Origin of the sequence: Anabaena sp. UHCC 0253 (assembly GCF_009712085.1) — a bacterium.
Lineage (GTDB): Bacteria > Cyanobacteriota > Cyanobacteriia > Cyanobacteriales > Nostocaceae > Dolichospermum.
Genome location: NZ_VILD01000011.1, coordinates 134,407 through 150,041, shown reverse-complemented (window position 1 = coordinate 150,041; position 15,635 = coordinate 134,407). Strand labels below are relative to the sequence as shown.

Here is a 15,635-nt window from a genome sequence, read left to right as displayed (position 1 = left end):
CTCAAAGAATTAATAGAGTTAAAAATTATGCCAGATCCTCGTGCTAAAGAAATGGCAGATGTAGCTTTAGCAGTGATTAAATTAATTCTACTCCTGAAGATATAGTGAAAATTACAGGAGAAAATAATTATTAAGAATTGGATTTTGGAAGGAGAAAGAGAAATCTAAAACTAAAAAAGATACTCAGAATGATCAACAAACTAGAAATAAAAATCAAAATTCAGTAGGTGATAATAAAGACTATTGAAGCTCCCTTTTTTATCTAAAACTAATTTTTCATCCTCAAACTAAAAATGCTATCAGAACGCTTTACCCAAGCCCTTACCTACGCCCACGAACTCCACGCCACCCAAAAACGCAAAGCTAGTGAGATTCCCTATGTCACCCATTTACTAGGAGTAGCCAGCATTGCCTTAGAATATGGTGCAAATGAAGATGAAGCGATCGCTGCCCTCTTACATGATGCCATAGAAGACCAAGGCGGAGCAGCCACTAGAGAAGAAATTCGCCGTCGCTTTGGGAATGCCGTTACAGCCATTGTTGATGGTTGTACAGACTCAGACGCTACACCCAAACCCCCTTGGCAACAACGAAAAGAAGCCTATATTGCCCATATTCTTACCGCTTCCCCGGAAGTATTGCTAGTTTCGGCTGCTGATAAACTCCATAATGTTCGGTCAATTATTAAAGATTATCGCATTATCGGTGACGTAGTTTGGGAACGATTTCAAGGCGGTAAAGAAGGCACACTTTGGTATTATCGTTCCCTAGCAAATGCTTTTCAGAAAAATCAAATTACTCCCTTAGTAGCAGAATTAGAAAGAGTAGTTTCAGAACTAGAAATGTTAGCTGCATACAAAAAATGAAGAACGAAAATTTTCATCCTTCACAATTTATATCTCATCCTTTTGGATGATAGTTATTCGTTACTTAACGGAATAAACTACTAAGTGAGCTATCTTCGTGAATTCGCCAAATCGCTTCTCCGAGTAAATTAGCAACTGAAAGCGTCACTAATTGAGGAAACTGGCTGCTCTGTGGGATAGGAATAGTATTAGTGACTATAACTTCCTCAAACACTCCACTGGATAATCTCTCAATTGCCGGTGGAGAAAATACAGCATGAGTAGCACAGGCATATACCTGACTTGCTCCTTCTTGACGCAGTAGCCTCGCGCCTTCAGCAATAGTACCGCCTGTATCAATCATATCATCTACCAATACAGCGGTTTTGCCTTTCACATCACCAATCACATTTAAAACTTCAGCGACATTATGAGCCTGACGACGTTTATCAATAATTGCTAGAGGTGCATCATTCAACTTCTTCGCAAATGCCCTTGCTCTTGCTACCCCACCCACATCAGGGGAAACAACAACAATATCCTGTAATCCTTTAGTAATGAGATAATCCAGAATAACTGGTGAACCATATACATGATCAAAGGGGATATCGAAATAGCCTTGAATTTGCGCTGCGTGCAAATCCATTGCCAGAATTCGGTTAGCACCTGCTTGAGTGATCAAATTCGCAACTAACTTAGCAGTGATTGACTCTCTTCCTGCTGTTTTTCGGTCAGCACGAGCATAACCATAATAAGGAATTACTGCTGTGATCTGTCGTGCAGAAGCCCGACGACAGGCATCAATCATAATTAGCAATTCCATTAAATGATCGTTGACGGGTTGGCAACAAGGCTGAACTAAATAGACATCACAACCCCGAATTGATTCTTGGATTTGAACATAAAGTTCTCCATCCGCAAATCTTTTCCGAATCATCGGACCTAGATCCATTCCCAGGTAACGAGCGACTTCTTGGGACAGTGTTATATTGGCAGAACCAGAAAACAGCCGCAGGCGATTATTATCAGATAGTCCCGTTGCCACTGACTGGAGTGGTAAAGTTGCAGAACCCAGCACAGCAGATTCTCGAAGTGCATTCATAGCCATATCATCAGAAATTGAGCAGATTTAACCGAAATGGAGGAAACAAAACATCTGTAAGTTTTGTTGAATTTTAAATTAACAGTTCCTAATTTTTAGTCTTTCTGGGAAATAGATCACTATCTAGTTGAACTGACATCTAGGTTGTCAAATAGTTTCAGAGTTCCAAATTTTTGGTTTAGGGTAATATGCCCAACTCTACTTATGCTATCTGGTTTTTTCGACCTAGAGTAAATAACTCACAGATAATAGTAATCTTCAAGTTAGCTCTGGTGTGGTAAAACACCTATGATTAAAGCACTGAATGTGCAAACAATTATTCTAGGATACTAGTGACCAATTTATAAACGATTAAATATTTACGTAATAAATCAAAAACCTGAACCAAATCAACAATACACCAAACTCCCGCATATATTAAGTCTGTAAGCATTAAAAAGTAACATTGACATTGCCAGTGATGCCGCTTTATTTACCTATTCTGGATTATAGCTGCTACCATGTTGGACATATCCTGACTAAAGGCAGAATGTGAGAATAGAATAATGTAAAACTTAATTCTAGTATACACTTCCTTTTAGGCAGGGTGACTGAGAAAAATTACGGAAGTCACAATTAAAACATTTGAATTCATGTTGTGGATGAATGATGCTTTTGCTAAGTTCTAGCTCAGTCGCTATTATATTTAATCAATAGACCATGCAATCACCGATTACAGTTGGTACTATCCTGCAAAATCGCTACCATATAATCCACATTATTGGACAAGGGGGTTTTGGTAGAACTTATCTTGCAGAAGACCAAAGACGCTTTAATGAGCTTTGTGTTCTCAAGGAATTAATTGCTTTAGTCACGGGAACATCTAGTGGGGGGAAGGAACAAGAATTATTTGAGCGAGAGGCGGCTACCTTATATCAGATTGAACATCCACAAGTTCCTAAGTTCCGCGAAAAATTTACCCAAAACGAAAGATTATTTTTGGTACAAGATTTTGTGGCAGGTAAGACTTACCGCAATTTGCTGAAAGAACGCCAAGAAGTGGGAACGACTTTCACTGAAGCAGAAGTATTATATTTTTTACGGGCTTTATTACCTGTTTTAACGTATATTCACGGTTTAGGAATTGTTCACCGAGATATATCCCCAGAAAATATAATTTTACGAGAAAGGGATGCTCTACCTGTATTGATTGATTTTGGGGTGGTGAAGGAATTAGCTACAAAATTACAATCCTCAAGTCCCACACCAGTCACTACTGTTGGTAAATTGGGTTATGCGCCTAGTGAACAAATGCAAACAGGCAGAGTTTATCCTAGTAGTGATTTGTATGCTCTGGCTGTGACGGCGATCGTTTTGTTGACAGGAAAAGAACCAGCAGATTTATTTGATGAACAGCAACTAACTTGGAATTGGCAAAACTGGGCTAAAGTTAATCCACAATTTGCTGGAGTTTTGCAGCGAATGTTGAGTTATATACCGGGGGAAAGATATCAAACGGCTGTTGATGTTACTCAAGCATTATTAAATATTAATCAACTGAATCAACCCAATGTATCTACGTCTCATGTATCTTATCTGCAAACTGTTGCTGTCGGTCATCGTCCTGAATCCATATTAAAGGAATCGGAAAAGTCTCAACCTTCAGCTTCTCCTCACCAAAGTAATTCTATTTTAGATAATCCTTTAGCGTTAGGGGCAATTGGTGGGGCTGTGGTAATTTTAGCAGGATTTGGGTCTTGGACATTGGTGAGTTCACTGAAAAGTCAGTCCCGTCAACCAGCAGAAGAAATAATTACAACTCCACAATCATTTCCTTCTCCAGTTATTCCCAGTGTGACAACAACTCCGACACCAACTCCGACTCCTACAGTTAGTGAACCTGTTGTTAATCGTAAACGTCTCAGATTGGATGCGACTAATACAGGGAATGTGTCAGGAACACTCAGGGAAAACGAATTAGTTCAATATAGTTTGCGAGCTAATGAAGGGCAAAAATTAACTGTATCTGTAAATGAAGGTAGTGGGGTTGTACTGACGATTTTAAATGATGATGGTGAAATCATTAATACTCAAGATCAACAATCTCTATCTTACGAGGGAATATTACAGAATAATGGCAGATATATTATTCAGTTAGGTCTGTCTGGGGGTATATTGGCTGCTGATTATAGTTTGAATGTGGTTTTAGAAGCGCCCACACCAACGGAAACTCCCACACCAACGGAAACTCCCACACCGACGGAAACTCCTACACCAACGGAAACTCCCACACCGACGGAAACTCCCACACCAACGGAAACTCCAATTCCAAATCTAGAAGATAATATTCCTACACCTGAAGTTACACCAACATCAGGGTTCACTGGCACTAATTAAGGCTAAATTAGTTAATAATACTTTGTCCAAATCAAAAAAAGTCTTGATTTGTAGGTTGGGTTGACGTATGTTACCCAACAAATGCGTCGGGTTTCACTTCGTTCTACCCAACCTACAAAAAATGGATAAGGTGCTGAGTTAAAGAACTCAATTAGTTGTCATTTTTAGCAAAAAACGTTGTTGAACACTTTACTGATTACGGGAACTGATACGGAAGCTGGTAAAACGGTTGTCACGACAGCATTAGCAGCTTATTGGCAAAAATATTATCCCCAGCGCAGTTTGGGGATTATGAAGCCAATTCAATCGGGAGTAGGGGATAGGGAACTGTATCAAACTCTGTTTAATCTGGAACAGTCCCCAGAGGAAATTACACCTGTGTATTTTCAAGCACCTTTAGCCCCTCCCATAGCCGCTGCTAAGGAAAATCGTCAGGTTGATTTAGCGATAGTTTGGAAAACTCTGTTAGCGTTGCAAAAACAACGTGATTTTGTGTTGGTGGAATCTTTGGGGGGTTTAGGTTCACCTGTTACTGATGAGTTGACGGTGGCTGATTTGGCTGGTGAATGGCGATTACCGACAGTTTTGGTTGTACCGGTGAGATTGGGAGCGATCGCTCATGCTGTGGCTAATGTAGCATTAGCTAGGCAAACTAAAATCAATCTCCGGGGAATTATTCTTAATTGTACTCAACCCCGTACAGAAGCAGAAATCGCTGATTTAACTCCAGCGGATTTAATTCAATCACTAACAAATATACCCGTTTTAGGTTGTCTACCCTATCTAGAAAATCCCCATGATTTAGAACAACTGGCTAAAGTTGCTGCGGCTTTAGATTTAATTGATGATTGGTAATGGGTGATTGGGAAGAGTTTTTTAATTTTCAATTTTTAATTTTTAATTGATAATATGGTTTCTACTTTTCCTCATGCTTCAACAGTAAGTCTCAAAAATGTGCGGTTAGAAATTCGGGCGCTACAGCCGCAATTAGTAGAATGGAGACGACAAATTCACCAAAAACCAGAATTAGGTTTTCAGGAAAAAATTACCGCTGAGTTTATTTCCCAAAAGTTACAAAATTGGGGAATTGAACATCAAACAGGTATAGCTAAAACCGGAATTGTGGCTATTATCAAAGGAACAAAACCTGGTAATGGCAAAGTATTAGCAATTCGGGCTGATATGGATGCTTTACCAATTCAAGAAGAGAATGAAGTTACTTATTGTTCTCAATATGATGGGGTGATGCACGCTTGTGGACATGATGGACATACAGCGATCGCTCTCGGTACAGCATATTATCTCCATCAACATCGTCAAGACTTTAGGGGTACTGTAAAAATTATTTTCCAACCCGCGGAAGAAGGTCCCGGTGGTGCAGAACCCATGATAGCCGCAGGTGTCCTTAATAACCCTGATGTTGATGCTATTATCGGTTTACACTTATGGAATAATCTGCCTTTGGGGACAGTGGGAGTCCGCGCAGGGGCATTAATGGCCGCTGTAGAATTGTTCCGTTGTACCATTTTTGGTAAAGGTGGACATGGGGCAATTCCCCATCAAACAGTAGATTCTGTGGTTGTAGCTGCCCAAATAGTCACTGCTTTACAAACCATTGTCTCCCGCAACGTTAACCCCATTGATTCGGCTGTGGTGACAGTAGGAGAACTCCATGCAGGAACAACGGTTAATGTAATTGCTGATACAGCCAGAATGGGCGGAACTGTCAGATATTTTAATCCTGATTTAGCCAACTTTTTTAAAGAACGCATTCAACAAATTATTGCGGGAATTTGTCAAAGTCATGGTGCAAAATATGACTTAGATTATATCCATCTTTATCCACCAGTGATTAATGATGCCGAAATAGCCGCATTAGTCCGTTCCGTAGCTGAAGATGTCATAGAAACTCCCATTGGTATAGTTCCCGAATGTCAAACAATGGGTGGGGAAGATATGTCATTTTTCCTAGAAAAAGTTCCCGGTTGTTACTTTTTTCTCGGTTCTGCAAATCCAGAAAAAAAATTAGATTATCCTCATCATCATCCCCGATTTGATTTTGATGAAACTGCTTTACCAATGGGTGTGGAAATATTTGTGCGTTGTACAGAAAAGTTTTTTGAATGAAGGAGTATTAGGGGCGAAGCATTCGGAAAATGGCCTTGGACAAAAATGGATAATTTATCACCCGAATGCTTCGCCCGTACAGGAGAAAGAAGGAGATCAGAAGAGTCTTGAATCTGGGTTATTAAACGTTGTCAATTGTCAATTGTCAATTGTCAATTATTTAACCCTAGCAGCATTTGGTAAATTCACTTTCAGCCGTTTAAACATAGCTTCTCTTCCTTCCATTGCTAAAGTATCATCTAAAGGTGAAAGTTCAATTTCCTGTTGATATTTCAACCTTAACGCCGTTTGAATTAACCAATCAGCAACGAAAGGATTTTTGGGTAATAATGGACCGTGGGAATAGGTAGCGATCGCATTTTGATAAAACGCACCTTCTGTGCCATCTTCTCCATTATTCCCCAATCCATACACCACACGCCCCAAAGCTTCCACTTTCCCCAATGTCGTCCGGCCACCGTGATTTTCAAACCCAACTAAATACGGCTTTGTCCCTGTCATTGCTTCTAGTTCTTGCGCTAACCGGGAAGCGGTAACTTCTATAACCAAATTACCAATACACCTTTTAGTATTTTCACCAGGATGAATAGAAACTAAATCTAAAATTCCTAAACCTTCAATTCTTTGTCCAAAAGCTGGTTCATAATAATTTCCTAGTAGTTGGGGAGAACCACAAGTAAAAACTCCAGGTGTGCCATGTTCGATTTTATCCCGCATGGCCTCAGCTTTGGACCCTTGTAAATCGCGCATGACAATTTCTTGTTGACGGTCTTGTGCGCCCCCACCAACGATCACATCAACTGATTTGATATCTTCTGCGGTGGAGTCTTGGTCTAAGGGTAATACGATGACATTATACCCCCGCCATTGAGCGCGACGTTGGATAGTGATCACATTACCGCGATCGCCGTATGTACTCATCAACTGGGGATATAACCAACCAATAATAATTTCCATTGCTGTAAAACTCTTATATATAGGAAATGTGTAACAGGTAATACCAATTTTATAGAATGCTACATAGAATAATTATCATCTGTATTGATCTGCGTTTATCTGCGTTTATCTGCGGTCAATTTTCATTGATATCTTACTTCTATGCAACTACATATTAATTTGGTTTCAACCAATATCACTTAACAACTGTACAAATTTACCATCATTACCAATTATTTTAACTAGCTGCTTTCCAACCATTCATACTGGGAGGAAAACCTCGCACATTATCATAACCCAACAAGTGTAAAGACATAACCGCCATTGCAGAACGATAACCAGAAGAACAATAAACTACTACAGGCTGTTCTTTCGGAATCTGGTCGAGGTTTTGAACCAATGTCCGTAGAGGAATATTGATAGCATCACCAATATGACCGGAAGCATACTCAGAAGGCTCTCTGACATCCACCAGAAAAATATTATCTTGTTTTAACAACTGTTTCAACTCTTCCACTTTCCCTACAGTGTAATAGTTTCCAGGTATGGATTTAAGATAATTATCCACTGTTGTTTGCAGGTCAGTATTAGTAGATGCTACTAAGATATTCTGCTGTGGTGATAAGGGGGATGCTATAGCTGATGAGTTATAGCTAACACCAAAAAAGGCATAAATAAATATGCACAAACTCGATAGAATTACAGTTAAACAAAGTCGAATTTTCATGAGTTATTATTTCTTGAAAGTAATCTACAAAAATACTGAGCGAATAGTTAAAATGAATTGACGCACTTATATCAACAGACAAGGCAGTTAGGACAATTCAAAGGCTGTCATTCCCGCGACGGCGGGAATCCATGTCCTAAGCGTTGTCACTGTTGCTGTATATCATTAATTACAAATTAGCAATTATTCGTTTGTGTTAATAGTTCAAAGACAAAATGCGTCCTTGAGTAAAATTAAAGAAAGCTTCTTTTTGAGCTAACTTTGCCCCTTCAATCAAATCTTCTGGTTGATGATTAGCTGCTTTTAAACACATCGGACAGACGTAGATCGAAATCCCTTTTTTAATCAGCTTATTTAACAAAGTTTTTGCTGATTCAAACTCCCTAAATTCAATTACTTTCTCATTTTTAAGAGCAACTTCTACACCTTGAATATCAAAAAACACTAGAACATCTTTATCTTCAGACATTTTTTCAGCTAGGGTCAATGCCATCAATACCCGGTGGGGGTCTTCTGTTCCTCGACTAATGTGAATAAAGACTCCATCCTTAACTGTAGTTTCCATTTTTTCTCTCCTGCAAGTCTGAACTTTTCAGTATTAATTAAACTGTTTTATTTCCACAGTTGTCTTCCTAGCTACTCCGGCAATATGAGGACTGACAATAGGAAAAGAAAGATTAAACTGTTGATAATCAATGCTTTGAAAACCGACATTTTCTAAAATTTCCCCAGTTTCGCGGTTGGGATGACAATTATCGAAGATTGTCTTCCAGACTGGTTCAATTCCATCTTGAATTCTGCGCGTCCAAGTACCGCATTCAGCCGCAACGTGTTCGATAAATAGGAAACGACCATCAGGTTTGAGTACCCGCACGATTTCTTGTAAGGTAGTTGCAACGTCCGTTACAGAACAGAGGACATGGGTACTGACCACAACATCAATACTGTTATCTTCAACATCTAACCTTTCCGCTGACCCTAAGCGTAATTCAATATTATCTAAACCAAGGCGTTCAGCTTCTTCCTGGAGATAAGAATGCATGAAAGGATTTGGCTCAATACCAATCCAGTGGATATTAGGGGGATAATAACAGAGATTTGCCCCTGCTCCCGGTCCAATTTCTAAAACTCGTCCGTCTAAATCTGTAAAGAAAGCCTGTTTGAGTTGTGCCATAGTTTCATAGCTGCTGTCACCATGCAACTTGATGGCACTGTTATCTGTGGTATTTGCTTTAGCCATTCCCCAAGCAAACAGACTTTTTAACCAGTCTGGAGTTGTTTGTCTGTCTGATGTCATGAAAAAACTCCTGGGAAAACCTCAATTATTACTTACCCGCGCAAGTTTCTAGTCCTAATTGTCGCCACTCCATCATTCCACCACTAATATTGAAGACTTTGGTAAAACCTGCTTTGACCAAATATTCAGCAGCAATGGGGCTGCGGTGGGAAGTTAAACAAATCACAACAATAGCTTCATCTTTGGGTAAATCCCGAAACCATTGAGGATAAAGCCAGCGACGAAAACCTGGTATCATCCCTATCAGCAGCCGTGGCAAACTCAGGTTTATTGCCCCTGGGGCGTGAAACATCCCATACTCAAAGTTGCTACGGACATCTATCAGTAAGGGAGGTTCAGGTAAGTTAGCAAATTCAGAAGGAGAAATATTAATCACCAATGGTTGAATAGAAGATGTAGATGCCATATTAATTGCAACCTGTTATAAAATTAAGTTACTAAACCCACCAAGGTTTTTCACCAGTCCGGGGGTCTATTTCTGTCCAGGGAGAAATGCGGATATACTCACCTTCCAAGTTAACGCCAACAAGCTTGAGGGGAAGCGGTGCAGGACCACGTATTACTCTGCCATCAGGATCATAGCGAGAACCATGACAGGGACATTGAAATTGGCTGTCATTGGGATTCCAAGGAAATGTACAACCCAAATGGGTACAGATATCAACAATTCCCCAAGGGTGCAGAGTCCCATCTGATTGGATTGTGAGGTAAGTAGGTTCTGCTGCTAAACCTGCAACTAAGGCACGAGTACCAACAGGTTCAGTTAAAATCTGGCTAGAAGGAATGAGATTTCCATGAATATCCTTGGCGAGGATAGAACCATCTTCACCCACTTCTGTGGGGGCAACGAAGAATTTAGCCGCAGGATAAAGTAAGCTGCTGGCTGTAGTGGCGACAACTGCACCTGTAAGAAAGTTGAGTAATTGTCGTCTCGACATTGAGGGGCTTTCTAAAGGAAGACTCTCTGACATAAATTTACACTTCCAGTTTTAATATAGGTGTTGAGTGCCTTGGTTAATATTTTGATTGAGTAACCATTGTTTACGCTCTCATTATACTACTATTTAATCATATAATTATTTATTCAGTTAAATCTTTTTCTGTTCCTACTTTTCTTTATCCGTGATGGGTATAAATATACTCACTCTATCTGCGGCGATCGCTTTTGGAAATGCCTTGAACTAAAAACATGATTGTCTTACTATCTAGTTAAGTAGTGTCATGGCGAATTTCTAAAAAAGCGTAGGAATAGAAAGCAGTTTTGTCTTGGCACTTTTCCATCGTTTCTGCGCCAATTTGTAGCAATCGGAGCATTTAACATGGTTCACGTTGTCATACTGGGTGCAGGAATAGGAGGTTTACCAACAGCTTACGAACTGCGGCATTTGTTGCCAAAATGTCATCGCATCACACTTATTTCTGACCACCCAAAATTTACTTTTATTCCGTCCCTACCCTGGGTAGCCTTCGATTTAACCCCACTCGAAAATATTCAATTAGATATAGAAAATTTGCTTTTAGGACGAGGTATTGATTGGATAGAAGGAAAAGTTACAGCCCTTGATCCTCAAGCACAAACCCTAAATATTGCCGGAAAAACCATTAATTACGACTACGCGGTAATTGCGACGGGGGCATCCTTAGCACTGGATGCCGTACCGGGATTAGGTCCAGAGCAAGGTTATACCCAATCTGTATGTAATCCCCATCACGCTTTATTGGCGCGGGAAGCTTGGCAAAAGTTTCTGGATCATCCAGGACCCCTAGTAGTGGGAGCAGTTCCCGGAGTCAGTTGTTTTGGTCCGCTGTATGAGTTTGCTTTACTGGCAGATTATGTTTTGCGACAACGGGGTTTGCGTGATCAAGTACCCATTACTCTAGTGACACCAGAACCTTATGCAGGTCATTTAGGGATTGGTGGAATGGCAAACTCTTCCGAGTTGGTGACTCAACTGCTACAGCAACGAGATATTGAATTAATTGAAAATACGGAAATTACTGAGATTAATCCGGAAAAGATGACCTTAGCAGATGGTCGTATTTTACCTTTTCAATACTCAATGGTATTGCCACCTTTTCAAGGAGCAGAATTTTTGCGGTTAGCAAAGGGATTAACTGATGAGAATGGGTTTGTGCCAATTTTACCGACATACCAACATCCAGACTTTCCCTCAATTTATAGTTTGGGTGTGGTGGTACAGTTAACTCTTCCAGAACAGACATCTATCCCAATTGGTGTACCGAAAACTGGACAAATGACAGAAGCAATGGGAATGGCTGTTGCTCATAATATTGCTAGGGAATTGGGAGTGATCAAAACAGCAGCAGTAACACCAACCCTAGAAGCAATTTGTATGGCAGATTTTGGCGATACGGGGATTATTTTTATTGCTGCTCCGGTATTACCTGATTGCGTAACGGGAAAACGCCGGAGTTCTGTCGCTAAACGGGGTCGTTGGGTGAGTTGGATGAAGGTAGCTTTTGAGAAATTTTTCTTAATGAAGATGCGGTTGGGGATGTCTGTTCCCTGGTTTGAGCGTTGGGGTTTACGGATTTTGGGTTTATCTTTAGTCGCACCAATTCCAGATTCACAATTACCGACAACTGCCAGTAAGAATTAGCACGAAAATTAACTTATATACCCAAGAACTCACTTTAGCATTTTGGCGATCGCTAAAATTAAATCCCCTTTTTTCAGGAGTCATAAAACTGGAAATCCAGTCACACCAAGGTTGTCCTCACTGTCAGAAAAATAATTACAAAATAATATGAGAATTTACTTGACAGAATATATAACTATATAGTTAAATAAAGGAATAAGGTTAACTTGCCTTGAACAACGATTAACCTCGGAATTAAAAATTATGGCTATTTCTCTGCAACAACGCCAAAGTAACAATCTTTGGGATAACTTCTGCAATTGGATTACCAGCACTAACAACCGGATGTACATTGGTTGGTTTGGTGTACTAATGATTCCTACACTTTTAACAGCAATTATTTGTTTCACCATCGCTTTTATTGCTGCACCACCTGTAGATATAGATGGTATTCGTGAACCTGTGAGTGGTTCTTTACTCTATGGCAATAACATCATTTCTGCTGCGGTTGTGCCTAGTTCCAATGCTATTGGTTTACACTTTTATCCCATTTGGGAAGCCGCTACTTTAGATGAGTGGCTCTATAATGGTGGTCCTTACCAACTAATTATTTTTCACTTTTTGATTGGTATTTTCTGCTATATGGGTCGTCAGTGGGAATTATCCTACCGTTTAGGAATGCGTCCTTGGATTGCGATCGCCTACAGCGCACCTGTTTCTGCTGCCACTGCGGTACTATTAGTCTACTCTGTCGGTCAAGGTTCTTTCTCCGACGGGCTACCTTTAGGGATTAGTGGTACTTTCAACTTCATGATTGTACTGCAAGCAGAACACAACGTTCTCATGCACCCATTCCATATGTTGGGAGTAGCTGGTGTCTTTGGTGGTGCTTTATTCTCTGCTATGCACGGTTCTCTCGTCACTTCGTCTTTAATTCGAGAAACCACTGAAATTGAATCCCAAAACCACGGTTACAAATTCGGTCAAGAAGAAGAAACCTATAATATTGTTGCGGCTCACGGTTATTTTGGTAGATTAATCTTTCAATACGCATCTTTTAACAATAGTCGCTCTTTACACTTCCTTTTAGGCGCTTGGCCAGTCATTGGTATCTGGTTTGCAGCTTTGGGCGTATCCTCTTTTGCCTTTAACCTCAATGGTTTGAATTTTAATAATTCTGTCCTTGATGCTCAAGGTCATGTCATTAATACTTGGGCTGATGTGATCAATCGCGCTAACTTGGGAATGGAAACAATGCACGAACGCAACGTTCACAACTTCCCCTTAGATCTAGCCTCTGGGGATATTCAACCTATAGCTTTAGCTGCTCCTGCTATTAATGGTTAATTGATTCTGTATTCATTTCTCCTGCCCTCAAAAATACTCTCAGCAACCCAAGTTGAAAATGCTTCGGGTTGCTTCTTTTTGGTAATTGACAACGCTTAATCAAGTGAAAACCTCGATAAATCAAGGACAATATGACTCCTTCTAATTCTTCCTCGGTGACTGGGCGCAAGCCCTGCGCCCCTACTTTCTCCTAGCCCTGACAAAAAGACTTTTCCACAAACCCTAATTATTGCAATATATTAATGAATTTCAAGTTTAGTAAATATACAACACAGATGAAAAAACTCATGCTAGATTAAGGGCATGGTACAAAAAGGTTAAAAGTTCAACCTTAAATCAAAACTTTCTCATTAGAGTTTGTACCTCCGGCTCTAGTGTATTGGCAATCAATGTTAGGTTTTTGCTTCCTGTTAAAGTGTTTTCGCCTGAATCTCACCAAGTTGTTATTGGAGGTGTTGAAATTAACAGCCAGAAGTGCCTGCCGTTTGGAAATTGGGAAGCGCAATTTAGATCGGATTTATATTGATTGCCTGTCAAGTTCACCTTAGTTTGGATTTTCTAGTTTTTGCTGAATTACAATCTAATCAAGAAACCGCTGTAAGCTGCTGATGTATCCTTCGTAGCTTGTGGCGGTTTCTGCTATGGATACGAAAACCCAAAAAATATGTTTTTTCATGAATCAAAAACATATATTCTCCGTCAATAGATATATCAGTTATCTACCTGTCTCCAGCGGGGATTATATTATGTCATTACAATCGCTTCGGTTTTTATTGTTGAGTAGTCTTGGTTGTTCTTTATTTTTTGGTAATGCTGTAGCTGTTGCTCAAGTTGTTGTTCCTACAGTCCCATCTGGTTCATCAACTCCAGTTCCAACTGGTTCATCAACCAATATACCAACTTCTACTCCAGTAGACAGTAGTACAAGATTTAGTTGTCAATTCTACAATGGGCTACATACAGTCATGTATCAGCCCCAAAGTCAACCAGGACAGTATTTTGCTTGGGCTGCACCTCAAAATTTAGGAGGGGGTTGGGATGCTCAAAAACGTTGTCAAGCGATCGCCAGCCGCTTAGAATTATATCGCCCCGATGGTTTACAAGAACTACAAATAGCTGTAGAAAACAACGAAAATATTATTTGTGTCACTACTGAAGCCCAGCCCAGTTGTCGAATTGTCTTAACAGTACCTCGCGGCAAAGATCCCTATGCTATTCGTAATAGTGTATTTCAAAACCTAGCTACCGCTGATAGTGGACAACAAACTATTGCCGTTAATACTTACGCTAATCGTAACAGAAGTAATGGAGATAGCTTATACAATTTAGGAAGAACGCTTCTAGGTGGTAATAATCAAGTTAATTCTTCTAAAAACGGTATTAATTTGAAACCATATCTTGATCCCAGAGATGGTGGAACTGGCAGCAATTTGACAAATGGAGTAGGAATTGGACGCAATACCCAACCCAAATCTCCTGTTCGTCTAAATCCTGGTAGATTTCGTTGATTAAGCTGATTTTAGGAGTTAGGGGATTAAGAGAATAAGTCCAGAAATTGTCTTTTTTCCTTTTTCTGAGAGCGTAAGTAGGTAGATGCTAATCAACCCAACTATGTAACGAACTGTAAATTACCCAAAACTCTTGGGATTGCTGCGTTCCACTCTGTTCCACTCGCAATGACATAGTTATAAATTTTCCCACCTACCTACTTGGTGTGATAGAAGCTATGCTTCTAACTCCTCAACTCGGCTGTATTTTTGTGACTATATTTACCTTTTTAGAGAAATTAAATTTACCCTTGATATAATTTTTGTCCTGTATTTAGCTATTAGGTGTTGTAAATATTTCTCAGGTTAGATTGACTTTTCCAGATCAGTTATTACATCAATAATATGCAATAACCTCAGTTTTTGGTTATCTATTTCCTGGTGGTAATTCGTAATTCCGCCCGATTTCCTGTGATCTATTCCCTCACAAGTAACTTAGCTGATGGATAAATATGCAATAGTTAAGCTTGATAAAGCTTTTCAGATTAATAGTAAGTTTGATATTACAAAATTAGCAATTCATGGTATTTTGGTACGATAATATCCAAAATACCGACACACTCACTACTTACAGCTATTTTCAGGGAAATGAACCACATCTTGATTTCTGCATTAAATATGAGAAACCGTGTAATTCCCAGGATATTTACAAAATCAGGGTTTTGGACAAACCGTGAACTCACCTCAGATAAGTAACCTTAACCAAAAGATAACTTGGCTAAAATCTGAGT

General features: G+C 39.7%; 14 protein-coding genes. 7 read left to right on the top strand and 7 right to left on the bottom strand.

Going from position 1 to position 15,635, the window contains the following annotated elements:
* Window positions 1-293: 293 nt before the first annotated feature.
* On the top strand, window positions 294-866 hold the full coding sequence (locus FJR38_RS24535) for an HD domain-containing protein (RefSeq protein WP_168498421.1): 573 nt from the start codon (window positions 294-296) through the stop codon (window positions 864-866).
* 64 nt (window positions 867-930) lie between these two features.
* On the opposite strand, the gene FJR38_RS24530 is transcribed toward FJR38_RS24535, so the two are convergent.
* Entirely contained in the window at window positions 931-1,947 is a 1,017-nt protein-coding gene (locus FJR38_RS24530; protein ID WP_168498423.1) for a ribose-phosphate pyrophosphokinase, read from the bottom strand.
* 699 nt (window positions 1,948-2,646) lie between these two features.
* Here FJR38_RS24530 and FJR38_RS24525 point away from each other — a divergent pair.
* The 3 genes from FJR38_RS24525 (at window position 2,647) to FJR38_RS24515 (ending at window position 6,450) form a co-directional block, all read left to right on the top strand.
* Window positions 2,647-4,323 carry a serine/threonine-protein kinase gene (locus FJR38_RS24525; protein WP_168498425.1) on the top strand — a complete coding sequence of 559 codons (1,677 nt, stop codon included), beginning with the start codon at window positions 2,647-2,649 and terminating at the stop codon, window positions 4,321-4,323.
* 177 nt (window positions 4,324-4,500) lie between these two features.
* Window positions 4,501-5,178, top strand: a complete 678-nt coding sequence (gene bioD, locus FJR38_RS24520; RefSeq protein ID WP_174763565.1) for a dethiobiotin synthase — start codon at window positions 4,501-4,503, stop codon at window positions 5,176-5,178.
* Window positions 5,179-5,232: 54 nt separating this feature from the next.
* The gene (locus tag FJR38_RS24515) at window positions 5,233-6,450 is read left to right on the top strand and encodes a M20 family metallopeptidase (RefSeq protein WP_168498429.1); all 1,218 of its coding nucleotides are present in this window, start codon (window positions 5,233-5,235) and stop codon (window positions 6,448-6,450) included.
* A 156-nt stretch (window positions 6,451-6,606) separates the two neighbouring features.
* On the opposite strand, the gene FJR38_RS24510 is transcribed toward FJR38_RS24515, so the two are convergent.
* From FJR38_RS24510 to petC, 6 genes are all read right to left on the bottom strand, one after another.
* Complete coding sequence (locus FJR38_RS24510; RefSeq protein WP_168539963.1) at window positions 6,607-7,407, bottom strand: type 1 glutamine amidotransferase; 801 nt, start codon at window positions 7,405-7,407, stop codon at window positions 6,607-6,609.
* 217 nt (window positions 7,408-7,624) lie between these two features.
* Entirely contained in the window at window positions 7,625-8,113 is a 489-nt protein-coding gene (locus FJR38_RS24505) for a rhodanese-like domain-containing protein (RefSeq protein WP_168498433.1), read from the bottom strand.
* Between the two features lie 196 nt (window positions 8,114-8,309).
* Complete coding sequence (locus FJR38_RS24500; RefSeq protein ID WP_168539961.1) at window positions 8,310-8,678, bottom strand: DsrE family protein; 369 nt, start codon at window positions 8,676-8,678, stop codon at window positions 8,310-8,312.
* A 33-nt stretch (window positions 8,679-8,711) separates the two neighbouring features.
* Window positions 8,712-9,410, bottom strand: coding sequence for a class I SAM-dependent methyltransferase (locus tag FJR38_RS24495; protein ID WP_168539959.1), 699 nt, complete (start codon window positions 9,408-9,410; stop codon window positions 8,712-8,714).
* 28 nt (window positions 9,411-9,438) lie between these two features.
* On the bottom strand, window positions 9,439-9,816 hold the full coding sequence (locus FJR38_RS24490) for a rhodanese-like domain-containing protein (protein WP_168539957.1): 378 nt from the start codon (window positions 9,814-9,816) through the stop codon (window positions 9,439-9,441).
* Window positions 9,817-9,847: 31 nt separating this feature from the next.
* Entirely contained in the window at window positions 9,848-10,381 is a 534-nt protein-coding gene (petC, locus tag FJR38_RS24485; RefSeq protein WP_168539954.1) for a cytochrome b6-f complex iron-sulfur subunit, read from the bottom strand.
* A 348-nt stretch (window positions 10,382-10,729) separates the two neighbouring features.
* On the opposite strand from petC, the gene FJR38_RS24480 reads away from it, so the two are divergent.
* The 3 genes from FJR38_RS24480 (at window position 10,730) to FJR38_RS24470 (ending at window position 14,865) form a co-directional block, all read left to right on the top strand.
* Complete coding sequence (locus FJR38_RS24480; protein ID WP_168539952.1) at window positions 10,730-12,031, top strand: NAD(P)/FAD-dependent oxidoreductase; 1,302 nt, start codon at window positions 10,730-10,732, stop codon at window positions 12,029-12,031.
* 243 nt (window positions 12,032-12,274) lie between these two features.
* Window positions 12,275-13,357, top strand: coding sequence for a photosystem II q(b) protein (gene psbA / locus FJR38_RS24475; protein ID WP_168539950.1), 1,083 nt, complete (start codon window positions 12,275-12,277; stop codon window positions 13,355-13,357).
* Window positions 13,358-14,103: 746 nt separating this feature from the next.
* Complete coding sequence (locus tag FJR38_RS24470; RefSeq protein ID WP_168498446.1) at window positions 14,104-14,865, top strand: COP23 domain-containing protein; 762 nt, start codon at window positions 14,104-14,106, stop codon at window positions 14,863-14,865.
* Window positions 14,866-15,635: the final 770 nt, after the last annotated feature.